The sequence below is a fragment of the Gammaproteobacteria bacterium genome, assembly GCA_016705365.1.
Classification (GTDB): Bacteria; Pseudomonadota; Gammaproteobacteria; order Pseudomonadales; family UBA5518; genus UBA5518.
This window is the reverse complement of record JADIYI010000006.1, coordinates 119736-144830: the sequence shown is the minus strand read 5'-3', so window position 1 is coordinate 144830 and position 25095 is coordinate 119736. Positions and strand designations below refer to the sequence as shown.

Below are 25095 nucleotides of genomic sequence, written 5' to 3'. Positions count from 1 at the left end.
GCATGGACCCGCGGGCCGTGAAACCCTACCTGCTCGCGATCGACAACGGCACGCAAAGCGTGCGCGCCCTGGTATTTGACCTGCAAGGGCAGCTGGTCGCAAAGAGCAAGGTGGCGCTGGAAGCGTATTTTTCGGAGCAGCCGGGCTGGGCCGAGCAGGATCCGCAATACTACTGGGCGAATCTTTGCGCGGCCTGCCGGCAACTGTGGGAAACGATTGATTTCCCGCGCGATCAGATCCGTGCCGTGGCGCTCACCACGCAGCGCGCCACCGTCGTCAATCTCGATGCGCAGGGCAAGCCCCTGCGACCGGCCATCGTATGGCTGGACCAGCGTCGCAGCGAGGATCTGCCGCCGATGGGCGGCATCTGGGACCCGCTGATCCGGCTGAGCGGGCGCGGTGCGACGCTGGACTATTTTCGCAGCGAGGCCGAGTGCAACTGGCTCGCGCGGCAGCAACCGGAAATCTGGAATCGCACCCACAAGTACCTGCTGCTCTCGGGCTATCACAGCTACCGGCTGACCGGTCGCTTCGTGGACGCCGTGGCCGCGCAGGTCGGCTACCTGCCGTTCGACGTGAAGCATTTTCGCTGGGCCGCGCCCGGGGACTGGAAGTGGCAGGCGCTCCCGATCCGGCGGGAACAGTTGCCCGAGCTGCGGGCGCCGGGCGAGTTGCTCGGACACATCAGCGACGGCGCCGCGCGCGAGACCGGCATCCCCGCCGGATTGCCGCTGATCGCTGCCGGCGCCGACAAGGCCTGCGAGGTCATCGGTGCGGGCTGCATGAGCCCGGACATCGGCAGTCTGAGCTACGGCACCACGGCCACGTTCAACACCACCAACCGCCGTTATGTCGAGGTGATCCGGATGTTGCCGCCGTACCCGGCCGCCATGCCCGGCGCCTACAACACCGAGGTGATCGTGCAGCGCGGATACTGGATGGTGAACTGGTTTCGCCGCGAATTCGGGCAGCGCGAGGAACTGCAGGCCCGGGGCGCGGCATCGAACCCGAGCAGCTGTTCGACGAGTTGCTGAAGACGGTGCCGGCCGGGTCCATGGGCTTGACGCTGCAGCCGTACTGGTCACCGGGCCTGCGCCAGCCCGGACCGGAAGCCAAGGGCGCAATCATCGGCTTCGGCGACGTGCACACCCGCGCCCACATCTACCGCGCGATCATCGAGGGGCTGGCCTATGCGCTGCGCGAGGGCAAGGAGCGCGTGGAAGCGCGCAGCGGCGTGAAAATCGCGACGCTGCGCGTCTCCGGCGGCGGTTCGCAGAGCGACCAGGCCATGCAGATCACCGCGGATGTTTTCGGCATGAGCGCCGAGCGGCCGCACACCCATGAAACATCCGGGCTCGGCGCCGCCATCAATGCCGCTGTCGGTGCGGGCCTGTATCCGGATCACGCCACCGCGATCCGTCACATGACGCACCGCGGCGCGGTATTCCATCCCGACGAAACGAGACGGAGGCTCTACGACCGGCTCTATCGCGAGGTGTACCGCAAGATGTATGGCAATCTCGCGCCGCTGTACCGCGCGATCCACCACATCACCGGGTATCCAGCCTGAAATCGGGTGTCAATGACACCTCGGCGCATCAGACCCATCCCCGTTCCCTGAACGCATCCAGCGCAACGCCCGGCGGCGCATACCAGCCTTGCGCACCGTAGCGCGCGCCCAGTTGCTGCGCGAGTTCCTTGTTTCCGTAGGGTATGCGCAGCGGTGTGTTGGTCTGCGTGGAGGAGGGGGCGGAAGAACCGGCGCGCGCTTTTGCGGTGCGTGATTTGCGCGGTTTGAAAGCCTTCCTTGAATCGCTCGCCTCGCTCGCCCCGGCTTTTTTTCGTGCGCGCCTGGGTGAGTCGGGTTCGAGCGGAATCGCGATCGAAGGGGGACTGCTCTCGAGCCGACCGATGATGCGCTGCGCCACCTCGCATACCGCATCGATCGCCGCGATCATCTCCTGTTTGCCGACCACCACATCATCCAGCAGGCACTCGAGCCGCGCCGTGACACCGGGATCGACCAGCGCGGCGTCGGCCCCGCGCAGCACCTCGAACAACTTCAGCCCGCTCCCGGTGGGCACGATATGTTTGCCCTGGGTCGCCAGGAATCCCTGCTTTTGAGCCCGCCGATAATCTCGGCGCGTGTTGCCGGTGTGCCGATTCCGCGGGCTTCCTTCAGACGATCGCGCAGCAGCTTGTCCTCGACGAAGCGCCAGGCATTCTGCATCGCCTCGATCAGCGTACCCTCGTTGTAGCGCGGAGGAGGGCGGGTCTGTTTGTCCTCGATGGCCGGGTCGTGCAGCGCGGCAGCTTCGCCGTTGCGCAGCGCGGGCAGCATCTGCGCCTCGTCGCCCTTTTCTTCCGCGGGCTGCCAATCGGGAAATGCAGCGCGCCAACCCGGATCGATCGGCTGGCGCCCGCTCGCGCGAAACGCAAAACCCTGCACGTCCAGCGACACACTGGTCTGGCGGTAGCGAAAATCGGGCATCAGGGACGCAAGGTAGGCGCGGGCGATCACATCGAACAGCTTGCGCTCATCCGGCGAAAGCCGTGGCCACACCTCGCGCAGTGACTCGATCGTGTTGACGTTGGGGATCACGGCATGGTGGCTTGCGCCCTCGAGCCCCTTGTCGTTGAAGCTGCCGCCCGCGCCCCTGCGAATGACCGGTGGGGTAGGTACCGGTATCCCCGCAAATGCCTGCCCGGCCTGCAATCCGGCCACCATGCGCGGCACATCGGCCTGCAGGTTTTCGGGCAAGTAGCGCACTTCGGCGCGTGGATAGGTGATGATCTTTTTTCCTGCGCCGTCATAGAGTGCCTGTGCCACCTCGAGTGTCCGCGCAGCACCCCACCCGAAGCGTCCCGCGCAATATTTCTGCAACGAGGGTAGATCGTGCAGCCTTGGTGGGCTCTGGCGCTTGTCCTCTACCTGGACCGTCAGCGGTCCCTCGAAGCCGCTGGCCGCGGCGAGCACGCGTTCGGCCATGTCGCGCTGCACGATGCGCTCCGCGGGTGCGTGGCGCATGCGGAACTCGCCGCCCGCGACCCGCGCGTTCGCGACGATCTCGAAAAATCCCGTGGGCACGAAATTGCGGATCTCGAGTTCGCGCCGGCACACGATCGCCAGGGTCGGGTCTTGACCCGTCCGACGCCGATCACGCCACGCGCACCCTTGCCGAGGATCACCGTCGCGGTGCGGGTCAGCGAGAGGTTGTAGATCTGGTCGGCCTGGCGGCGGGCAACCGCGGCAGCATAGAGACGCGCGTATTCGCTATTGGGCCTGGCGCCGGAGAATGCATCGCGGATGGTCTGGGTATCCTGTGCCGTGAACATCACGCGCATCACCTGCCCACGGTAACGGCAATGCTCGAGAATCTCCTGGCCGATCAGCTGGCCCTCGCGATCACAGTCCGTCGCCAGCCAGACGCGGCTGGCACTCTTCAGTGCCTCGCGGATCGCCTTGAGCTTCGCGGCCTTGTTGCCACCTTTCGCGGGGCGCGTTCCATAAAAGGCCCTCCGGGCGCAGCAGCACCGCCGACCAGCGCTTCCACGCGGGTACCACATCCTCGGGTTCCAGCAGCTCGAGCAGATGTCCCTCGGCCGCAAGAACAAGGCCATAACGCGAACCGACCGCGGCGCGCACATCCTTTGCCTGGCTGCTCTTCTCGGTGATGACGATCTGCTCGGACATGACGCGATGCGCTGATCCTGCTGCTTGACGGGACTATTGCGATGCTAGCGGTTTTGCCCGGTGTTGCCCATGTACAATAACGCTTGTCGGCACAGGGAAATCACGCATCCAGGTGTGGATAGACGATTTGTTGTCACTTGTTTAGGGCTCACGGTTGCCAAGGGCTGGAATGATGAATGGAGCAGTACTGTTTTCGCCAATGAAACTCGGCGAAATTGAAATGAAAAACAGGATTCTGATGGCGCCCATGACGCGCGCCAGGGTTCCGGGTCGCATACCCGACAAGTCCACCGAGATCTATTATGCCCAGCGGGCAGGTGCCGGACTGATCATCACGGAAGCCACGACGGTTTCGCAACAGGGTGACGGTACTCTGGCCACTCCCGGCATATATAACGCGGCTCAGATAGCGGGATGGAGACGCGTCACCGACGCGGTGCATGAAAGGGGCGGGCGAATCATGTGCCAGCTCTGGCACTCGGGACGCGTCGCGCATGCGAGCATGCAGCCAAACAACGAGGCCCCTGTTTCCGCCTCGGATGTGCATGGCGATATAAATACGTTTACCGCCAACGGTTTTGAGAGAACCACTGCGCCGCGGGCATTGAGACTGGATGAGATTCCAGGGCTCATCAATCAGTTCCGGCAGGGCGCTCGCAATGCACTGGAGGCGGGTTTCGACGGCGTCGAGATACACGCGGGCAGCGGTTATCTGCTGGACCAGTTCCTGCGCGACGGCACCAATCAGCGTGACGATCACTACGGCGGTTCGATAGCCAATCGATGTCGATTCGTATTGGAGGTTGTCGATGCCGTCATTGCGGAAATCGGGGGCGGTCGTACCGCCATTCGCATTTCACCGATGGTGGTTACCTGGGACTGCCATGACAGCGATCCCGTCAGCTTGTTTTCCTGCCTGGCAAGTCAACTGGGCAAACGCAACATCGCCTTCCTCGACATGATCGAGCGCAACCTGGTCTCCGTGGCGGTCAGTCAGAATGACAATACCGCTGAATCCGAGAGCGGTGTCAGAGCAATCCGTAGTGCCTATACAGGGGCCTACGTGGCAAACGGCGCGTACCACAGGGACAGCGCGATAGCGGCGATCGAGAGTGGCTATGCCGATGCCGTCAGCTTTGGGCGAGTATATTTCAACGCCGGATCTCGCCCAGCGCCTGCAGGCCGGGACGGCGCTGAATCCTCCGGCCGGTCGAGTCGCTTTTACGGTGGTGCCGGAGACGCTGGATATATTGATTTTCCATCCCTGTCTTGAAAAAGTGCTGCGCTGATACCGCCAATGATCCAGATTTCCGGGAGCAGTCAGCCAGACGCCGGAGTCCCGCAACGAATGTCGGGTGCTGCGGCCCGTTGGGATCTACGCATTATGCATACGGATGATCTGAAGCTTTTCTGGCGCACGCTCCGCTGGCTGCCCGCCATGCTGAAAGCGCGGCCCGGGAAGACCTACACGTCTGCCGACCTGGTCGAAAAAAGCGTCCGGCGCTTCGCCGATCGCGTGTTCGTGGAGTTCGAGGGCCGCAATACCACCTTCGCCGAATTCAACCGCGAGGCCAACCGCGTGGCGCACTGGGCCATCGGGCGTGGCCTCGGCAAGGGCGATGTGGTCGCGCTGATGATGGAGAACCGCCCGCAGTACCTGAGCATCTGGGCCGGGTTGGCCAAGGTGGGTGTCACCACCGCGCTGATCAACACGCACCTCGGCGGCCAATCGCTCGCGCACGTGATCGAGTCGGCCGCCTGTCGTGCGATCGTGATCGGCGACGAGTGCCTGGCGGCGTATCGCGCGCTCGCCTCGGAGCCGGTGCGGGCGCTGCCCGCGTACCTGAGCTGCCGCGACGGGGCGAGCGTGCCGGATGATGGCCTCGCCAGCCTGGATCGCGAGCTGACCGGCTGTTCGACGCAAAACCCGCCGGCCTCGCTGCGCGCCGGGCTCCAGTCCGGTGACCCGCTGTTCTACATCTACACCTCCGGAACCACAGGCCTGCCGAAGGCCGCGCGCTTCAGCCATGCGCGCTTTCTCGCGGGGGGCAGTTACCATCTGCTGTCGGGTTTCGGTGCCCGCGATGCGCTCTATTGCGCCTTGCCGCTCTACCACACGGTGGGTGGCGTGATCTGCGTGAACGCGGTGCTGCTCACCGGTGCGCGGCTGGTGTTGCGGCGCGGTTTCAGCGCCAGCCAGTTCTGGCAGGACATCGCGGAGTCCGGCGCCACGAGCTTCCAGTACATCGGCGAGATGTGCCGTTACCTGCTGGCGCAGCCGCCCGGGAAATACGACACCCGCCATCGCATCCGCTATGCGGTCGGCAACGGCCTGCGTCCCGATATCTGGAAGGCGTTCACGAGTCGATTCAACGTGCCGCGCATGGTCGAGTTCTACGGCGCCACCGAGTCCAACGTGACCCTCGTCAACCTGCGCGGGCGGCCGGGCTCCATCGGGCGCCTGATGCCCGGTATCAAGGCGGCGCTGGTGCGCTACGACGTCGAGAAGGACGCCCACGTGCGCGATGCGCGCGGTCTCTGCGTGGAGTGCGCGAGCGGCGAGTCGGGGGAACTGCTGGGCCGGATCGCGGGCGGCAAGCGCTCCGAGCTGGTTCACTTCGAAGGCTACACCTCGGCCGCGGCGACGCGCGCCAAGATCGTGCCCGATGTGCGCGAGCACGGCGACTCGTGGTTCCGCAGCGGCGACCTGCTCAAGCGCGACAGCGAGGGATATTTCTACTTCGTGGACCGCATCGGCGATTCGTTCCGCTGGAAAGGCGAGAACGTCTCGACGCAGGAAGTCGAGGAGGTGCTGGCGCGCTACCCGGGCGTCGGCCTGGCCGTCGTTTATGGCGTCGAAGTGCCGGGAATGGAAGGGCGCGCCGGCATGGCGGCGCTCGAACTGGCGGGCGAGGTGGATATCGCGGGAGAGGATTTCTACCGGCATGTCGGGGGATTGCCGGTCTACGCGCGCCCGGTGTTTCTGCGCGTGATCGAACAGGTCGAGATGACAGGCACTTTCAAGGTGCGCAAGGTCGAGCTGCAGCGCCAGGGCTTCGACCCCGGCGTCATCGCCTCGACCCTCTACTTCCGCGACGAGACCGCCGGCCGTTACCGCGTGCTCGACGCCGCGACGTACCAGCGCCTGCGCGCCGGTGATATCAGGGTGTAGGGGCCGGGAGTGAATTGAACGCGGGCTGCAGCATCGCCGTCTCAATACAAAAAGTTCGCCGGCCCCAACTCGCGCAGCGCGGCAGCGAAGCGACTCGCGATATGCAGGCGTTCGCCAAAACGGCTACATGATATGCTTTGTTCCTCGCATCAAACGCGGTACGAATGCAAAGGAAAGACGAGCGGAACCGACACCCTGCCAATCTGGCACCCGTGTCAGCTTCTTTCCTGGCAATCCCAGGCAGAGCACCTCGTGATAACAGACGTCGATGAACATGTGGAATTGGAGACCCTGTTCCGCGCCGGGCTGGCGCAGGATCAACGCGCGTATGCGCGGTTTCTGCACCGCATTACCCCGATTCTCCGGCGCATGGCAGCACCGAAATGTGCCGCCTGCGACGTGGATGATGTGGTGCAGGAGATATTGATCTCCATCCACAAAGTCCGGCACACCTACGACGGACAGCGCCCCGTTATGCCCTGGCTGACCTCGATTGCGAAATTTCGCATTGCCGACCATTTGCGCAAGCACTACACGCAGCGGCGCGACAAGACCATTGATATACAGGGGCTGGAAGAAATCCTGCCCGATGTAACCCAATCAGGTGCGGACGGCGAATCCATAGATGAACTGCTGAAAGACGTGCCGGAAAGCCAGAGGCGGATTTTGACCCTGATGCACGTGGAGCGTTTCACCGCCAGGGAAGTTGGCGTGCAAATGAACATGAACGAATCCGCCGTGAAAGTGGCGGCACATCGGGCACTGAAGAAAATCAGGGAAAATTTTCGTCATGACGGATACGAAAGAACTCATCGCCCGTTTGAGCAGCGAGGCCATTACTCCGACCAGGCCTCTGTCGCCCGGCTACTGGGGAGTGCGACTTGTTGCGGTGCTTGTCATTTATGCCGTCGGCATCCAATTCATTCTGGGCTTGCGCCCGGACCTTGTGGTGCAGTTCGAACGTCCTGCCTTTGCCGCTGAAGCGGCATTGCTCGTGGCTTTGTTGCTCGCCAGTGCAGTGGCCAGCGTGCTTGCCATGTACCCGGATGCCTTTCAGAAGCCCAGATTCCTGCTTCTGCCTCACGCAGTATGCTTTTTGCTCTCGCTCCTCATCGTGCGGCAGATGTTCATGCTGCCGGATGTGCGCATGGTCATGCCGGCGACGAGCGAAGCGGCCACGGAATGCGCGCTGTGTATCGCCGCGGTTGCCATGATTCCTTCGGCACTGATTTTCATTCTGCTGCGCAAGGGCGCGAGTGTGCGGCAATACCAGGCCGGTGCCTTTGCCTTGCTTGCCGCCGGCAGCATAGGTTGCCTGACGCTCCGCCTGGCCGAAGCCAATGATTCCATGCTGCATCTGGCCGCCTGGCATTACCTGCCCACGCTGCTCTTTGCTGCCCTTGGTGCAGTCGTCGGCAAGCAGCTGCTGAAATGGTAGGAGCGGCACTACCGCAATCTCCATCGATTTCCCGTATTTCCACGAAGCCCTGTAACTTTCCCCGTCGCGCCAGCGAATAAGGCATGTGTCGATGACTTCCGGCGCTTCCCGATGCGCAGGAAGCCGCGATGCGCAGAAACCACGATCAACCTCATTTTTTCAAAGGACACTACTATGGCTAACTCGAAAAAACTTGCTGCCGCCGCACTTGCCGGCCTTCTCGGCGTTGGCGTCATGGGCGCCGGCATCGCACAGGCCGCAGGCTCCGGCGATAGCATGGAAAAATCCGGCTCGATACAACAGCAAATGGAAAAGCACGCGTGCAAAGGCAAGAATGCGTGCAAAGGTCAGGGCGCTGACGGCAAGAATGAATGCAAAGGTCACGGTTCGTGCGCAACCGATGGCAGCAAGCCCGCCGAGTAGGCTGTTGATGGTAACAGGGGGGCATGACGCCCCCCTTTCTCGAGTTTCGCACATGCCTGACACTCTTTCGCCGTTTCCCGATCTGGGCTTTGGTCTGGGCCTGCGGATACCGCATTACGCGCATATTCTTGCGCACACGCCGCAAGTCGACTGGTTCGAGATCATTTCGGAAAACTTCATGGATACCGACGGCAGGGCAAAGCGCAATCTTGCCCGCATCCGCGATCACTACCCGATTGCGATGCACGGCGTCGCGCTGTCAATCGGCACGGTCGATCCGCTTGATTCCGAATACTTGCGCAAGCTCAAAGGGTTGATCGATTTTGCCAGCCCCGCCTGGATTTCCGACCATCTCTGCTGGACCGGAGTGGCCCACAGGAATCTGCACGATTTGCTGCCGGTTCCCTACACGGAAGAAGCGCTGCGGCATATCGTCGCACGCATCAAGCAGGTACAGGATTATCTGGGGCGCCCGATTGCCCTGGAAAATCCCTCGACATACCTCGAATTCAAGCACTCGACCATTCCCGAAGCGGAGTTCATTGCCGCCATGGCTCGGGAGTCCGGCTGTCATTTGTTGCTGGACGTAAATAACGTCTATGTCACGTGCTACAACCACCGCCTGGATGCGAAAGCCTATATCGATGCATTGCCGCTGGACAAGGTCGCGCAAATTCATCTTTCCGGACACCGTAACTACGGCACGCACATCATCGATACCCATGACGATCATGTGGTCGATGAAGTCTGGGCGCTATACAAGTACGTCATCCATACGGCGGGGCGCACCATCAACACCATGGTTGAGTGGGATGACAACGTGCCGCAATGGGATGTGCTTTACGCCGAACTGGACAAGGCGAAGGCCGCCGCGGCCGACGCCCCGCACTACGCGCCATTGCCCGAGCTTGCCGGCGCGCGGGCGCGCCGCGTGAACGGTATTGCAGAGCCACTCGACGAATCGCAGTTGCGCATGCAGGAAGCCATTCTGGTCGGTGCGAAAATTGACAGCAAACCGGATACCTGGATTCACGCGAAGAAACAATTCGCGCCTGCCGAGCAGCTGGCGGTCTATGTGAACGCCTACCGCTATCGGCTCCATGAGGCAACGGTGGACGATTATCCCGTGCTGAAGCATTTCCTCGGTGACGATGCATTCGAGGGTCTGATCACGGATTTTGTCAACAGCGTGGAGTCGGCACATTTCAATATCGGCAGATATGCGGCGCATTTGCCAGGATATCTTGCCCGCCATTCCTCAGGAGATCCATTCGCGTGCGAGCTTGCAACGCTTGAAAAATCCGTCTCGCAGTTGCTCGATCCGCAGGAGACGATAGCCCTGGAGCCGGCGCATCTCGAAGGAATGACGCCTGATGACCTGCTGCAATGCGTTCTCCGGCCACGCACCGCATTGCGCCTGCTTGCTTTCGATTTCCCGGTCAACGATTACTTTCTCGCGGTGCAGGAGGGCCAATTCCCGCCGCCGCCGACACCCGAAAGGACCTTCGTCGCGGTGTTCCGGCACGAAGATGTCGTTTGGCGCATGGCGCTCGGAGAAAATGAATATCTGCTGCTGGAAAAATTGTTTGATGGCACACCGGTCGGTGCGGCACTGGATGAGCTGCAGGCAGAACTGGAGCTGCCGGAGGATGAGCTCGGCAGCCAGCTTGCGCATTGGTTTTCGCGCTGGATGCGTAACGGATTGCTCGCCTGGCGCGAATACACGCGAGAGCCATGCACAAGGAACATCGCATGAACCAGAATCCGTCCCGCAGCATCGTTCCTGAGCTCGCCATGAAGCTGCTCATCTTGTGGCCCAAACAGATTGCCGCGCACTTGCTGTGGACCGGGCCGCTCGCGGCGCGCCTGGTCGCAGGCTACGTATTCATGCTGACAGGTTGGGGAAAGCTCAATAACCTGCCGCAGATGACCGGGTACTTCAAGGACTGGGGCATCCCGTTCCCCGAAATTCTCACGCCGTTCGTTTCCGGCCTGGAGTGTTTTGGTGGCCTTGCGCTGATGCTGGGGCTTGTCACCCGCGTCGCGGGCGGCGGGTTGGCCGTGGTCATGATCGTCGCCGTCATTTTCGCGAAATGGGAGTACGTGGACTCCATCGAGACGCTGTTTGGATTCGAAGAGGCTGCGTATTTCGTGATCTTTTTCTGGCTGGCGGTAAACGGCGCGGGCAAAGCGTCGCTGGATTACCTGGTCGAGCGGCAGGATTGAAGCGAGCGCCGTGCCACGACGCGCGCTTCAGCCACGCTGCGAGGTTATATTGCCGCCGTCGACCACGATTTCGGCGGCGGTCACATAACTGGCCTCGTCGGAGAGCAGGAAGCGCACCACGGCGGCGATTTCGCGCGGCTGGCCGAGCCGACCGAGCAAAATGCGCTTCTCAAAATAGCCGTCGGGGAGTATCTCGACGGTGGGCCGCAGCATCGGCGTGTCGATCTGGCCCGGCGATACCGAATTGATGCGCACGTTGTGCGGGCCGAGAAAATCGGCGAGCGAACGCACCAGTGACAGCATGCCGCCCTTGGAGGCGGAGTAGGCGGGGTTCGCCGCGTTGCCGAGCGTTGCGTTGATCGAGGCGATCCCCACGACGGCCGATCCGGGGTTTGCCACGAGGTCCGCATGGATCGCCTTGACCACGAAGGGCAGGGCGCGCAGGTTCACGTTGAGCACGGCATCCCACTGCGCAACCTCGAGTTCGTTCAGCGGGATGGGCATCGATACACCCGCGGCGTGAACCAGGCCGCCGATCGACGGCAGCGCGGCGCGTGTCGCGCGAACCGCGGCATCGATCGCATCGGTAGTGCACAGATCGATCCCGATGCCTGTCGTCGCGACGTCGAAGCGTTGCCCGATATCCCGCGCCACGCGTTGCGCCGCTTCTTCGTGCAGATCCCAGACCGCGACGGGCGCCTGGTGGCAGCCAGCGCCTCGGCGCAGGCCATCCCGATGCCGGACGCGCCTCCCGTGACGATTACGCCGCTTTGCGGGGAAGAGGTATGGTGCATATCGTTTGCTCCTGAACGGTGATGGACGGGGCTGAGCTTAGCAATAATCGTCCTGTTCGGGTCCGCCTGCATCACGCAAATGCATTACGTTGCGCCGTTCCCGTTTTCCTGATCGTACCCCCGCCGCGACCCTCGCAGGGGATTACGGATATTTCATTCGCACGGATGAAGCCGCCGCCGCCAGCGCGCATAGACTTCGATGCGCTGGAACCGCGTTGCGTTCTGTCTCGCCCTGCCTCTCGCCTGCGCCGGCTTCGTACGTGAGCGGGCAGACGCCGACGGGCTCCGGATCACGATGAACATCCGCCACAAAGATGAACATCCGCCACAAAAAGGAAGCACGACGATGGCCGACGATATCTACCAGATCCAGAAGCTGCTTTACCTGTACTGCGAGCATCTCGATCGCGGTGATTTCGAGGGGATGGCGCGACTGTTTGCAAATGCATGCCTGGTGACACCAGGTGACAATCCGGACGTGCTCGATGACCCGGCCGCGATCGTGGCGATGTACCAGGCTTATACGCGAATCTACCCGCACACCGGGACTCCCGGCACCAAGCACACGGTCTCGAACCCGATCATCGATATCTCCGCCGATGGCCTCAGCGCGGTGTGCCGTTCCTATATCGTGGTGTTTCAGGAATCGAGGATTTTCCGCTGCAGCCGGTAGTGGCGGGTCGCAATCTCGATCGTTTCGAGAAGGTCGATGGCCAGTGGCGCTACAGCGAGCGCGAGATCGTCTCGGAACATTTCGGCAACCTCTCCCGGCATATGCTGCAGCCGTTCGGACCTGATAGCATCGAGCGCGGAAACTGAACCGGCGCGCCGAGGACCCGATGATGGACACTGCAATCCCTGCTCGATGCGCAGCAGATCACGCAGCTGCTGCTGAAGTATCCGGTGGCGCTCGACTCGCGCGATTTCGATCTGCTCGAGTCGCTGTTCACAGCGGATGCCAGGATCGACATCCCGGTCGCGGGTAGCTTCGATCCGCGTGGCTACCGCCACATGCTGGAACAGGGGCAGGGGCGGCTGGATGCCACGCAGCATTTCGTCGGCCAGCCCCTGCTGCACATCGATGGTGAGCGCGCCGCGGCGCGCAGTTATCTGTATGCCCAGCATGTCGTGAACGCGCTGGCACCGAACGGCACCCTGCTGATCGGGGCGTGGTACAACGACGAACTGCGACGCGTCGGCGGGCGCTGGCTGATCAGCAGCCGTACCGGCAACTCGGTATGGTGGAGCGGTAATCCCGCGGTGCTCGGGCTCGATGGTGTGCCGCAGGCATTTGCCCGCGGCCCTGGGCACGACGCGCCGCCCTGGTTGAAGATCTGATCGCCTGATCCGGCGCGCGCTGCCTCGGGTATCGCGCGCTCTGTCCGGGATGCATCCGCTGTCCCTGCCGCCTGGCAATCCACCCCCATATTCACGCCAGAGATCGAAAGCCGCGGATTTCCCGTACAATCCGCGACGGCTGCCGTGACTGATGCAAGCACGCCAGCGGCGGTACTGCCGTCGATTTGCCGCCTGTCCTGGGAGAGTTGTCATTGATTCTGCGCAAGGGCCTGAAGCCCCTCGTTCCGCCGCTGCTGGTGCTGTGTTCGATTGCCATTGCCTTCCTGATGGTGCAATCGCGCCCGGCGCTGCCGCGCAACGACGCCACGGCGCCACTGCCCCAGGTGCAACTGTTGCGGGTAAAGAAAGGCGATGTGCCGGTAATGATCCGCGCGCAGGGCACGGTGACGGCCCGCCGCCAACTGGACCTGGCCGCCGACGTGGCCGGGCGGGTCGAATGGATCGCGCCGGAATTCGTCTCCGGCATGCGCGTCGCGCAGGGGACGCTGCTGGCACGGCTCGATCCGATCGATTACCGCGTGGTGCTGGCCGATGCCCGCGTCGCACTCGCCAGCGCGGAAATGGCGCTGGCCGATGCCACGGCCCTCAAGCGCCGTGCTGCCATGAACGAGGCCGATGCCCGGGTGCAGGCCGCGCGTGAGCGCATCCGTCAGGCGGAACAGGACCTCGCCCACACCGAGATTCGGGCGCCGTTCAATGCCCTCGTCGATACCCGTCTGACCGAACTCGGCCAATACCTCGCACCGGGAATGGGTATCGCACGGCTGCTCGGCACCGACCTCGCCGAGGTGCGCCTGCCGGTCAGCGCCGCCGATGCGGGTTTCCTCGATGCGCAAACCACCGAAGCGGTGTGGCTCGAGGCGCGGCTCGGCGCCAGGCAACACCGGTGGGCCGGCAGGCTGGCCCGCGTGGAGCAGCGCGTGGACGCGCAGACGCGCGTGTTTCCGGTCATCGTCGAAGTCGACTTCCCCTATGATGCCGAACGCCATGGCGCGGCACTGCCGCTCGGCTTGTTTGTCGAGGCCGGGTTGCCGGGCAGGCCCGTCGCGGGGGCATTTGCGCTGCCGCGAGCCACGATACATGACGGGAACAGCGTGTTCGTGTTCGCCGACGGATACCTGCGCCGGCGCGCCGTGAAAATCACGCGCCTCGACGAGGAGCAGGTGATCATCGGCGAAGGGCTGGAGGACGGCGACGCGGTTGCCCTGACACGCCTCGAGCTGATGTTCGATGGCATGCCGGTGTCGGGCATCGATGGCTGAGTCACGTTATCGCAGCGAGGGCGGCATCATCGGGTGGATGGCCTCCAACCCGATCGCCGCAAACCTGCTGATGCTGGTGGTCTTCTGCGCCGGCCTGGCGTCGCTCGGCAGCATCCGCAAGGAAGTGTTTCCGAGCTTCCCGACCGATACCTTCACGGTCACGGTTCCCTATCCCGGGAGCTCGCCGGAAGAGGTCGAGCAGGGCGTGATCATCAAGATCGAAGAAGCGCTGCGCGATATCGTCGGCATCGAGGAGATCCGCAGCGTGGCGCAGGAAGGCGTGGGCGTCGTGACCGTCGAGATGCAGCCGGGCACCGATCTCTCCAGGGCGCTCAACGAAGCCAAGGTGCGGGTCGACGGCATTGCGGCCTTCCCCCTGGATGCCGAGGCCCCGATAGTCGAGGAACTGATCTGGCGCAGCGGCGCCATCCGGGTCAGCGTGTCCGGCGATGTGGACGAGCGCAGCCTGAAGCGGCTCGGCGAACAGATCCGCGACGAGATCCTGGCCTCGATGGCATCAGTGAAATCAATGTACTCGGCGAACGCGAATACGAGATTTCGGTGGAAGTCTCCGATGCCGCGCTGCGCCGCCATGGCCTCGATTTCGACCAGGTGGTCGCTGCCGTGCGCGAGCGCTCGCGTGACCTGCCGGGCGGACGGGTGCGCACCGCCCAGGGTTCGGTCACCCTGCGCTCCGTATCGCAGGCCTACACCGGCGAGGAATTCGCGGCCCTGGTCCTGCTGAGCCGCGCGGATGGCACTCGCCTGCTGCTCGGCGACGTGGCCAGCGTGAGCGACGGTTTCGTCGACCAGCCGGTGCTCAGCACACTGAACGGCAAGCGCGCGCTCACCCTGGTGGTCGATCGCGTGGGTGACCAGAACGTGCTGCATATCACGCAGCAGGTGCACGATTACATCGAGCGCAAACGCGCCTCTCTCGCACCGGGAATACACCTCGACGGCTGGTACGACCAGAGCGAGATACTGCGGGGGCGTATCTCGCTGATGCTGAGAAACGCGGCCCAGGGCGCGTTCCTGGTGGTGCTGACGCTGGGCTTGTTCCTCGATGTCGGTCTGGCGTTGTGGGTGATCATGGGCGTGCCCTTCGCCATCCTGGCCACGCTGGCGACGATCCAGATATTCGGCCTGCCGATATCGATCAATGTGCTGTCGGTGTTTGCGTTCATCCTCGTGCTCGGCATCCTGGTCGACGATGGCATCGTGACCGCCGAAAGCGCCTACGCCCGCCTGGAAGCCGAACGCCAGGGCCTGGCCAGCATCGTGCGTGGCGTGCGGCGTGTGTCCACCGCGACGGTTTTCGGCGCCCTGACCACGATGATCGCATTCGGCCCCTCGCTGTTTCTGACCGAAGGGTTTGCGCGGGCGATGACCCACATCGGCCCGGTGGTCATCCTGTGCCTGCTGTTCTCGCTGATCGAGACCAAGCTGATATTGCCCGCGCATCTGCGCAATATCCGGATCGATGAGGACCCGGCCCGCCACGGCGTGCTGGCGCGTATCCGGCGTATCCAGCGGCGTTTTACCGCTGCGTTGTCGGATTTCGCGCGCGGGCCCTACACCCGTGTGCTGGATCTCGCCGTGCGCAACCGCTACATCACGCTCGCGTTGTTCGTGTCAGTACTGATTGTCTGCCTGGCACTGGTGCCTTCCGGAATCGTGCGCTTCGTTTTCTTCCCCAACGTGCCGTCGAACGGCATCGCGATCAAGCTGGAGATGCCGCAGGGCACCGCCTGGCAAAAGACCCACGCCTATGCGCAGCGGGTCGAGGTGGCGGCCCAGGCGATGAACCAGCGTTTCAGGGAGCAGGATGCGGCGGCCCGTGACGTGATCGTCGAGCTGCTGGTCGTCTCCGATACCGATACCAGCGCGCGCATCGATATCGAACTCCTGTCGAGCGAGCAGCGCAGCATCACCTCGGTGGTGCTGGCGCAATGGCTGCGCGAAGCCCTGGGTCCGCTGGAGGGCGTGCGCTCGCTCAGTATCGATGCTAACGCGGGGCCCGGCATACCCGCCTTCGATATCGAATTGCGTGGCCATGACATCGAAAGCCTGCGGCGCGCTTCCGAAGAATTGCGCCACGCGGCGGCAGGGATCAGCGGCGTGCATGATATTCGCGACACCTTCAACGGCGGTGGCGCCGAGCTCGATATCCGGGTCACGCGCGAAGGCGCCGCGCTCGGGCTTGGCGACGTGGAACTGGCACGCCAGGTGCGCCAGGCTTTTTTCGGCGCCGAAATCCAGCGCGTGCAACGCGCGCGCCACGAAGTGCGCGTCTATGTGCGCTTTCCCGAGAGTGCGCGCACCACGCTGGCGACCCTGCGTTCGATGTGGGTCCGCCTGCCGGACGGGCGCAAGGTGCCGTTCCCGGTGGTGGGTGAAGCGCACGAGCAGAGCGGCGTGAGCGCGATCAACCGGATCGACCGGCAGCGCGTCGTCGACGTCCAGGCCGATATCAACAAGTTTCAGGTCGAACCGGGAGATGTGGCCCGGGCCCTGACCACCGAGGCGCTGCCCGGCATTCTCGCGCGCTACCCCGGCGTGACCTACAAGTTGAGCGGCGAAGCGGAGGCCGAACAACAGTCCTCGCAGGCATTGTGGTTTGGACTGATCGGCGTGCTGCTGCTGATATTCGGCGCGCTTGCCATACCGCTGCGCAGCTACGTGCAGCCCCTGCTGATCATGTCGGTGATCCCCTTCGGCATCATCGGCGCGATCATCGGCCATCTCCTGCTCGGCAAGGACATCAGCATGCTGTCGGTCATCGGGATCATCGGCCTGGTCGGCGTGGTGGTCAATGACAGCCTGGTGCTGGTGGATTTCATCAACCACTATATCGACGAGGGACGGAACTGGCGCGAGGCGGTGATGGAAGCGGGCCCGACGCGCTTTCGCGCCGTGATTCTCACCTCGCTCACGACGTTTGTCGGCCTGTTGCCGATCCAGCTCGAAACCTCGATCCAGTCCGAATTCGTCAAGCCGATGGCGATCTCGGTCGCCTTCGGGGTGCTGTTCGCGACCTTCGTGACGCTGTTCCTGGTGCCGACACTCTACTTCATCGGCAAGGACCTGGGCCGCGTGTTCGGCCGGACCGGATCTCCCGCCGGTGCGGCCAATTGATTTTCCCGCGCCTGCTGTTGCTTGCAGCGCTCGTTGCGCTGGCCGCCTGCGCGGCGCAGAAAGTACCCGTTCAGCGGCAAAAGATCGCCGATTTTTCCGGCTCGTGGGAAATGAATTACGCGCGCAGTGAAACGGCCCGCGGCATCATGGATGCGCTGTACCAGGCGCGGCAGCGCGAGGCGGAAAAGCGCGCCAGGGATCCCTACCATAACCGCGAGCCTGCGCTCGGCCTGAGTGTCTCGGGCGATCAATCCTTCGAATCGCTGATTCCATTGGCACGCTTCGCGGAATACATCACCACGTCGACGATCGTCGAGATTGCCCAGACCGACAAGGATATCCAGATATCGCGCAACCAGGATTTCACGCTCGGGTGTGATTTCCTGCAAACGACCATCGACCCCGAAAAGCACCCGCTCGGCAGCGAAACCTGCGGCTGGGACGGAAACGACCTGGTGCTGCGCATGGCGCTGCCCGGCAAGCTCAATGTTCTTCATCGATTGACGATCGGGCCCGATGGCAACGAGCTGCGCATCGCGACCACCGTATACTCGGGCAAGGAATCGACCAGTTTTACCATCAACAAGTTCTTCTATCGCTTCGAGGCACCCCGCGAGGACTTCGACTGCCGGTTCACGCTGACGCGCGGCAATGTCTGCAGCAGGAAATCCCCATGAGAATCCTGCGGATTCCGTGGGCCATGCTGACGGTTGCGCTGTGTTGTCTCGCCGCGACGGGACCGGCCCTCGGGGCGGGGGCGTTTCAGCAGCTCGATATCGGCCTGGTCGCTTTCGACCCGGGCATTCCCGAAGACATCGAGCTCAATCCGTCCCCGGGCATCTTCCCGGAGGTGCGACGCGCGGAGGCAAACTATCTGCCCTTTGTATTGCGCCAGACCCTGGTGGCATCGGATAACTGGGGTGTTGTGCGCGTGTTGCCCGCACCTGATCCTGGCGCCGAGTTGCTGATCTCCGGCACGATCGTGCGTTCCGACGGGATGGTGCTGGAGATTGCGCTGAAGGCGCTCGACTGCACCGGTCGGGAGTGGTTGAACAAGACCTACAAGGCCACCACGTCCGAGCAGGATTTTTCCAGCGCGCGCAACAGCTCGAAACCGCTGTTCGCGTTCCTGTACCGGCAGATCGCCGACGATTTGCGGAACAAGGCCAATGAGCTGGGTGCGTCCGAGATCGGGCGTATCGAACAGGTATCGAAGCTGCTGTATGCCCGCTCACTGGTGCCGGATGCCTTCGCCGGTTACCTGGAAAAAAACGCTCTCGGGATATGGGAATTGCGGCGTCTTCCCGCCGCCAATGATCCGCTGATGGAGCGCATCGAGCGCGTGCGTGAGCACGAATACCTGTTCGTCGATGCCGTTGACGAGCAATACGCGGAACTCTTTGACCGGATGACGCCGAGCTATGACATGTGGCGCAAGATCATCCGCGAGGAATCGTTCTACGTGGAATCCCGCACCGAGCAGCTGAAGTCAAAGGACAAGCGTCATCTCGATGCCTACGAGTCGATGAAGCAAAGCTACAACGCCTACAAATGGTCGAAAGTCGAGCAGCAGGAAGTCGCGTTGCTCGCGACCGGACTGAACAACGAATTGTCTCCGACGCTGCTCGAGATCGAAGGCCGGATGGTATCCCTCGACGGCAGCCTGCAGCAGCGATACGAGGAATGGCGCCGCATCCTCTACCGGATGTTCGAGCTGGAGCGGGCGCAGCAGTAGCGTGGGTCACCACACAAAAAGCTTCGAGTCGGTCGGTCCCGCTTTCCTCGAACTGCGGTGTTGAACCATCAACGATAGGCCTTTTTCATTTCATCCAGCTCGGCGGAAATACTGTTTCGCAACTGTTTCGGCCCCACCACCTCGCAATCCGCCCCGTACTTCAGGATATCCATCATCAGCTCCCGGTCATCGGCATACGGTAAGCGCAGGGTGTAGTAGCCATCCTTGCCGAACTCGCCGCGCTGGTCGGGGTGCCATGCTTCGGTCGCGACCCAGCGTGCGCGCTCGGGCGTGAAGCGCAGCACGGCGGTCGCGACCTTCTTGCCGGTGAAGATGCCGTAGCCGGGGCCGAGCACGGTTTCCACCGTCGAACGCGGCACTTCGCGTGCCGGGCGGTCGACGATGGACGCATCGCGGATCGAATCGACCGCGAAATTCCGCAGCCCCTTGCGCAGGTGGCACCAGGCATCGAGGTACCAGTTCTCGCGATAGTGAACCAGGCGCTGGGGCGAGACCTGGCGCGTCGTGGTCTCGTTGCTGCCGCGCGCGTAGTAATCGATCTCGAGGCGCTTGCGGTGCAGCAGCGCGGCGCCGGCCTTCTCGAAGTGATCGAGCTTCATCGCGCGCCTGCCGATCCCGACCAGCAGCACGCGGCGGCGGATTTCCTCGGCGGGATTCTTTGCCTCGCCGAGCAGGGTGTTGAGGCGGGTCATCAATGGCTGCACATGGGGAGCCAGCAGCCCGCCCGGGTCGAGATTGGCCAGCAGGTGCTGCATGGTCAGCAGGGCGTGGATTTCCTGCGAGGTGAACCACAGCCCCGGCAGCGCGAACTGGCCGCCGGCCTCGGCGGGAAGCGCCTCGAAGCGATACCCGCCGGCGTCGCGGTCGAAGACGATCGGGGCGTTGAAGCGGTTGCGCAGGTACTCGAGATCGCGCTGCAACGTGGCCCGCGAAACTTCGCAGGCCTCCTGCAATTGCCGGAAAGTGACCAGGCGGCGGTTCTCCAGCAATTGCTGGATCTTGTGAAAGCGCTCGGTACGATCCATGGTCATGCCCCGGGGTGTTTGCGGCATCATGGCATGAGGCCAGGGGGCGGGCAACGCCCCGCAACGCGTGACGGTGGGGCAATCGGGGCTGGACGTCGTGCTCGATTTTTCGGGATCAGCGCCGTCGGCCTCATCTGGTGATGCCGTGGCAAGAGACACTGTCGGCGTGCGATAAAGAGTGTCAAGCGCCCCTGAGACGATCCCCCTGCCGGGAGCATCTTTGCCGGTCCATCGGGATCGCCACTGGGGCGCATCGGAGTGAGAAAAATGGAGCATGCGGTGGTGAGAAACAGCAGCAGCGATCCGCTGCGCATCGACGAAGTCGCGGTACCGGGCGCGAGGGGTGTCATCGGCCTGACATTCTGCCCCGGCAAACGCCAGCGCGAGGCGATTTCGGGCGCCTGGGAGCGCGATCTCGATACCGATCTCGCGGCCATCGCAAGCTGGGGTGCGCGCGCAATCATCAACCTGGTGGAAGAGCACGAGATGCTCGAACTCGGTGTGGCCGATACCGCCGAGCGGCTTCCGGCCGGCATCGACTACTTCCATCTGCCGATCCCTGATGCGGGCATTCCCGACGCGCAGTGGGAGGCCGCCTGGAGCGCGCATGGCGCAGTAGTGCGTGCGCGGTTGGCCGCGGGGCACAAGATCCTGGTGCACTGCAAGGGCGGACTCGGCCGCACCGGCCTGCTGGCGGCGCGCCTGCTGATCGAGTTTGGCATGCCGCCAGCGCAGGCGGTGAGCGCGGTGCGCGCCGCGCGTGCCGCCACGATCGAGACCGATGCACAGCTCGAGTACGTGTTGTGCCAGCGCGCGCCGGGCAGCGTGCAGGAATGCGTCGATGAGCCCGGGCGCACGATGCCCCTACGGCCCCGGATCGCGGAGCCGGCAGCCATGAAGCCGTTGTTTCGCGAAAGCTGGAACACGGCGGAATTGCGCCGAGCCCATCCACCGGTGTTCAGTCATCCGCACAAGCAGCTGCTTTACGATCTGGCGTACCCGCCCGGTGAGGTCGAGCGTGGCGAAATCTGGGTGTCGCGCTGGCCTTGCGCCACGCCCGTCAAGGCCTGCTGCGGCAGCGCCTTGCTGGTCAGCGCCGAGCCGGGATACTTCAGCTACCGGCCTTCGCCCGGTGTTGCTCCCGGGCACGAGTGGCATCTCAATTTCGCCGACGGGGAGTTGTTCTTTGCCTATGGCAGCCCCTTGTTCGCACAGGATGAAATGCAGGTAGCGGAACACCCGCTGCTCGCGAGCGTGCGGCAAAAGCTGGTGTGCCTGGCGCGACAGCACGAGCGCTACGATCCCCGCACGCGCGATCGTGCGGGCATGCCCACGCCGGTCCTGGTGCAGGGCGTCGCGCGGCGGATCGCGGTGGCGACTGACGCGAACACGGGGCAGGGGCGGCCGCAGGGCCTCTATGGCAACCACTTTGCCCGCGCCACGCCGGATGTGATCGTGCGTGCAAGCTCTCGTATCGAGGCGTCTGCGCTCAGCAACCTGCTGGCAATCGTGGCGCCGGCCGGTGGCAGTGGCGTGTATCGCGAGGAGACCATCGACGATGCGCTGCGTACCGCGTATTCGGGTTTTCGCGCGACGGTGCAGGCGTGTGTCCTGCCGGGCAATGAACCGCCCCGGATCAGGCTCCACGGCGGCAACTGGGGTTGCGGCGCTTATGGCGGCAACCCGGAGCTGATGTACCTGGTGCAGATGATCGCGGCCGACTGGGCCGGGCTGGAAGGAATCGTGTTTCACGCCCCGATTGCGGAACCCTTCGTGCTGGCCTGCGCGAAATTTGCCAGCCTGCAGGAGCGGTGCTGCGGCCATGACGATGCGCTGCGCTTTCTCGCGGCGCAACGCTATGCCTGGGGCGTGTCGGATGGAAACTAGGCTGGCGCAGCATCGGCGTGTCAGCAGGCAGCGGCCGGCAATGTGCCTGTTGCAGGCGAATTCAAAGCACGGGAAGAGGGGGAGCAGGGCATGGGCGTGAGGACGGTATTCGCGCTGATGGCTTTGTTTTGGCTCGCGACAGCGCAGGCGCAGGGCATCGATCGCGACCGCGACAACGATGGCGTGTGGGATGCCGACCGCGGTGGCATCGATCGCGACCGAGACAATGACGGGGTGTGGGACGCGGACGTGGGTGGAACAGACCGTGATCTCGACAACGATGGCGTGTGGGATGCCGATATGGGCGGCATCGACCGTGACCGCGACAACGACGGCACCTGGGATCACGATGCCGGTGGCATCGACCGGGATCTCGACAACGACGGCATATGGGACCACGATGCCGGCGGCATCGACCGCGATCTGGACAATGACGGTATCTGGGATTACGAACGATGACTGCGGATGGTGGCGGCGAGGCTGATCGCGATCGCGAGGACTGTCCTGTGCCTGCCGGTTCAAGGCACAGGTGGGCAACGCCGCTGCATGGTTATTCGCCGATTTGATGATGTATGGCAATGATCGCCGGGCTCCCGGGCGCGTAGCATTGCCTGCAGGCGTTCCAATCAGGAGTTGAACGATGTCCCGCGGTCCGGATTCCAGGCGCAGCGTATTCATTACCGGCGCCGGCGGTGGCTTGGGCGGTGCGACGGCGCGTTATCTTGCCGCGCGCAACTGGCAGGTGTTCGCGGCCGATTTCGCCGAGGCTGCGTTGCGCGAACTGGGCGGCGAGGAAAACATCACCACGCTGGTGCTCGACGTCACTGCACAGGCGAGCGTGGACGCGGCAGTGGCGCAGGTGGCGCGCTCGTGCGAGGGCCTGGATGGCATCGTCAATTTTGCCGGCATACTCGAGGTCGGCTCGGTGATCGAGGTCGATCCCGAAACGATTCGCCATGTGCTCGACGTCAACGTGATGGGTACGGTGCGGGTCAACCATGCCCTGTTCCCGTTGTTGCTGGCGCGCAAGGGGCGCATCGTCAACATCAGTTCCGAAACCGGTTGGCAGAGCGCGATGCCGTTCAATGGCATCTACGCGATGAGCAAGCACGCGATAGAGGCCTATTCCGATGCGCTGCGCCGTGAATTGATGTTTCTCGGGGTGCCGGTGATCAAGATCCAGCCGGGTCCTTTTCGTACCGCGATGGTCAGCAGCATCGAGCGGAATTTCGCGCGCGCCGCGCAGGCCTCGAAATACTTCGGGGACCTGCTCGGCAATATCGGGCAGGCGACGATCAAGGAGCAGGCCAAGGCGCACCCGCCGGAGGTGCTGGCGCAGGTGGTGCACACGGCGCTCAGCGCGACGTGCCCGCGGATCGCCTATTCGGTGAAGCCCGATCCGCAGCGGGTCGTGCTCAACCGACTGCCACAGCGCGCACTCGATGCGCTGCTGCGCCTGGCACTGAAGCCACGCTGATGCAGCGCGTATCCAGCCTCGATGCCGGGATGCTCTACGCCGAGACTCCCGAGATGCCGATGCACACCATGGGCGTGCTGATCCTCGAACGACCGGCGCGTTCGCTCTTCGCCGGCTTGCGCCGCGATATCGGGAAGCGCATTCACCTGGTCGCGCCGTTTCGCCGTCGCCTGGTCGAGGGTCCGCTGCGCCTCGGCGATCCGCACTGGCTGGAGGATCCCGATTTTTCGCTCGACAACCACCTGCACCGCGCGGCCCTTCCCGCGCCCGGTGGCCGACGCGAGCTCGCCGAATTCGTCGGCGAAGTGGCGGGGCGCCTGCTCGATCGCTCGCTGCCGCTGTGGGAGATGCACCTGGTGGAGGGTTTGAGTGACGGCAATGTCGCGCTGGTGGTGAAAGTGCATCATGCGGCGATGGACGGCGGGCGGCTGGTGGCGATGATGAATACCCTGCTCGATCTCGCGCCGCGCGGACATCGCCGTGTGGTGCCGGAGCGCGAGTGGACGCCCGACCAGCCGCCCTCGCTGGCATGGTTCGCATTGGATACCTCGCGCGCGCTCGCGGCCAAACCATTCAGCGCATGGCGTGCGCTTGCCGATATCGGCGCCACCTTGCTGCGCAGCAGGGATGCGGGCAGCGGCGAGCCGGGGCTGCAGCTGGATGCCGGTGCGCACTCAGCCGGCCTGTTCGAGGCGCCGCCGACGCCGTTCAACGGCGCGCTGTCGCGCCAGCGCAGCGTGGCGATGGCGGACGTGGCATTCGCCGACGTGAAAGCGATCAGGAATGCGTTCGGCACGACCGTCAATGACGTGGTGCTCGCGGCCTGCGGCGGTGCGCTGCGCGACTGGTTGCTCGGGCACGGGGGCTTGCCGGAACGAGCGTTGATCGCCAGCGTGCCGGTGACCGTGCGCAGTGCCGCTGCCGGCGCTGACGATGCCGGCAACCGGGTGTCGATGATTTTCGCCGAGCTTGCGCTGCAGGACGCCGATCCGGTGCAGCGCCTGCTCGCGATCCATGCGCAGACCGCTCGCGCGAAGGAGCGTCACGGCCACGGCAAGGGCGATGTGTTTCGCCAGGCCACCGATCTGCTGACCAGCATCACGGTGCCGTGGCTGCTCACCCAGGTGATCGAGCTGTACTCGCGCAGTCACCTCGGCGAGCAACTGCCACCGTTGTGGAACCTGGTGATCTCGAACCTGCCGGGCCCGCAAAAACCGCTCTATTGTGCCGGCGCGCGGGTGCTGCGCCTCTATCCATTCGGTCCGGTGCAGCTCAACTCCGGGCTGAATCTCACGGTCATGAGCAGCGCGGGCCGGCTGTGCCTGGGTGCGATGGGCTGCAAGCGCATGGTGCCCGATATCGAGTCGATCGCGGACGGCTTCCGGTGCGAGATCCGCGCGCTGAAAAAGCGGGCACTCCTCAGGACGCGAGCGGGCTGAGGTCG

General features: G+C 63.8%; 17 protein-coding genes and 4 pseudogenes. 18 read left to right on the top strand and 3 right to left on the bottom strand.

The features are described 5' to 3' along the window. Window positions 1–2 precede the first annotated feature (2 nt). Window positions 3–1570 (top strand): annotated as a pseudogene (locus IPF49_06625) (FGGY-family carbohydrate kinase). Window positions 1571–1598: 28 nt separating this feature from the next. On the opposite strand, the pseudogene IPF49_06620 reads toward IPF49_06625, so the two are convergent. Then, window positions 1599–3694 (bottom strand): annotated as a pseudogene (locus IPF49_06620) (DNA topoisomerase III). Between the two features lie 172 nt (window positions 3695–3866). Between IPF49_06620 and IPF49_06615 the strand changes: the two are divergent. The 6 genes from IPF49_06615 (at window position 3867) to IPF49_06590 (ending at window position 10953) form a co-directional block, all read left to right on the top strand. Next, window positions 3867–4967: an alkene reductase gene (locus tag IPF49_06615; GenBank protein MBK6287301.1), complete on the top strand. Its 1101-nt coding sequence runs from the start codon at window positions 3867–3869 to the stop codon at window positions 4965–4967. 111 nt (window positions 4968–5078) lie between these two features. Continuing rightward, window positions 5079–6866, top strand: coding sequence for a long-chain-acyl-CoA synthetase (locus tag IPF49_06610; protein MBK6287300.1), 1788 nt, complete (start codon window positions 5079–5081; stop codon window positions 6864–6866). Window positions 6867–7118: 252 nt separating this feature from the next. Next, window positions 7119–7847, top strand: coding sequence for a sigma-70 family RNA polymerase sigma factor (locus IPF49_06605; protein MBK6287299.1), 729 nt, complete (start codon window positions 7119–7121; stop codon window positions 7845–7847). Continuing rightward, the gene (locus tag IPF49_06600) at window positions 7741–8304 is read left to right on the top strand and encodes a DUF1109 family protein (GenBank protein ID MBK6287298.1); all 564 of its coding nucleotides are present in this window, start codon (window positions 7741–7743) and stop codon (window positions 8302–8304) included. The genes IPF49_06605 and IPF49_06600 overlap by 107 nt, the downstream gene beginning before the upstream one ends. A gap of 475 nt (window positions 8305–8779) precedes the next feature. Continuing rightward, window positions 8780–10483, top strand: coding sequence for a DUF692 family protein (locus tag IPF49_06595; protein ID MBK6287297.1), 1704 nt, complete (start codon window positions 8780–8782; stop codon window positions 10481–10483). Window positions 10484–10521: 38 nt separating this feature from the next. Continuing rightward, window positions 10522–10953, top strand: coding sequence for a DoxX family protein (locus IPF49_06590; protein ID MBK6287296.1), 432 nt, complete (start codon window positions 10522–10524; stop codon window positions 10951–10953). 27 nt (window positions 10954–10980) lie between these two features. Here IPF49_06590 and IPF49_06585 read toward each other — a convergent pair. Next, window positions 10981–11747, bottom strand: a pseudogene (locus IPF49_06585) (SDR family oxidoreductase). Between the two features lie 346 nt (window positions 11748–12093). Here IPF49_06585 and IPF49_06580 point away from each other — a divergent pair. The 7 genes and pseudogenes from IPF49_06580 (at window position 12094) to IPF49_06550 (ending at window position 19241) form a co-directional block, all read left to right on the top strand. Beyond that, window positions 12094–12420 carry a nuclear transport factor 2 family protein gene (locus IPF49_06580; GenBank protein ID MBK6287295.1) on the top strand — a complete coding sequence of 109 codons (327 nt, stop codon included), beginning with the start codon at window positions 12094–12096 and terminating at the stop codon, window positions 12418–12420. Continuing rightward, window positions 12420–12566: a hypothetical protein gene (locus tag IPF49_06575; protein ID MBK6287294.1), complete on the top strand. Its 147-nt coding sequence runs from the start codon at window positions 12420–12422 to the stop codon at window positions 12564–12566. The genes IPF49_06580 and IPF49_06575 overlap by 1 nt, the downstream gene beginning before the upstream one ends. Window positions 12567–12596: 30 nt before the next feature. After that, window positions 12597–13085, top strand: coding sequence for a nuclear transport factor 2 family protein (locus tag IPF49_06570; protein ID MBK6287293.1), 489 nt, complete (start codon window positions 12597–12599; stop codon window positions 13083–13085). A 212-nt stretch (window positions 13086–13297) separates the two neighbouring features. After that, window positions 13298–14368, top strand: a complete 1071-nt coding sequence (locus tag IPF49_06565) for an efflux RND transporter periplasmic adaptor subunit (GenBank protein ID MBK6287292.1) — start codon at window positions 13298–13300, stop codon at window positions 14366–14368. A gap of 37 nt (window positions 14369–14405) precedes the next feature. Continuing rightward, window positions 14406–17506 (top strand): annotated as a pseudogene (locus tag IPF49_06560) (efflux RND transporter permease subunit). After that, window positions 17503–18183 (top strand): hypothetical protein, encoded by a 681-nt coding sequence (locus IPF49_06555; protein MBK6287291.1) that lies wholly within the window; start codon window positions 17503–17505, stop codon window positions 18181–18183. Before IPF49_06560 ends, IPF49_06555 begins: the two are co-directional and overlap by 4 nt. Beyond that, a complete protein-coding gene (locus IPF49_06550) occupies window positions 18180–19241 on the top strand; it encodes a hypothetical protein (GenBank protein MBK6287290.1) in 1062 nt (353 codons plus the stop codon). Before IPF49_06555 ends, IPF49_06550 begins: the two co-directional genes overlap by 4 nt. A 68-nt stretch (window positions 19242–19309) precedes the next feature. Here IPF49_06550 and IPF49_06545 read toward each other — a convergent pair whose 3' ends face one another. Next, a complete protein-coding gene (locus IPF49_06545) occupies window positions 19310–20287 on the bottom strand; it encodes a YafY family transcriptional regulator (protein ID MBK6287289.1) in 978 nt (325 codons plus the stop codon). A gap of 267 nt (window positions 20288–20554) precedes the next feature. Here IPF49_06545 and IPF49_06540 point away from each other — a divergent pair, with 267 nt between their 5' ends. The 4 genes from IPF49_06540 to IPF49_06525 all read left to right on the top strand — a co-directional run bounded on the left by IPF49_06540 (window position 20555) and on the right by IPF49_06525 (window position 25090). Then, window positions 20555–22174, top strand: a complete 1620-nt coding sequence (locus IPF49_06540; protein MBK6287288.1) for a dual specificity protein phosphatase family protein — start codon at window positions 20555–20557, stop codon at window positions 22172–22174. A gap of 90 nt (window positions 22175–22264) precedes the next feature. Beyond that, on the top strand, window positions 22265–22633 hold the full coding sequence (locus IPF49_06535) for a hydrolase (GenBank protein MBK6287287.1): 369 nt from the start codon (window positions 22265–22267) through the stop codon (window positions 22631–22633). Between the two features lie 181 nt (window positions 22634–22814). Beyond that, window positions 22815–23651 carry an SDR family NAD(P)-dependent oxidoreductase gene (locus IPF49_06530; GenBank protein ID MBK6287286.1) on the top strand — a complete coding sequence of 279 codons (837 nt, stop codon included), beginning with the start codon at window positions 22815–22817 and terminating at the stop codon, window positions 23649–23651. Beyond that, entirely contained in the window at window positions 23651–25090 is a 1440-nt protein-coding gene (locus IPF49_06525; GenBank protein MBK6287285.1) for a wax ester/triacylglycerol synthase family O-acyltransferase, read from the top strand. Before IPF49_06530 ends, IPF49_06525 begins: the two co-directional genes overlap by 1 nt. Window positions 25091–25095 lie beyond the last annotated feature (5 nt).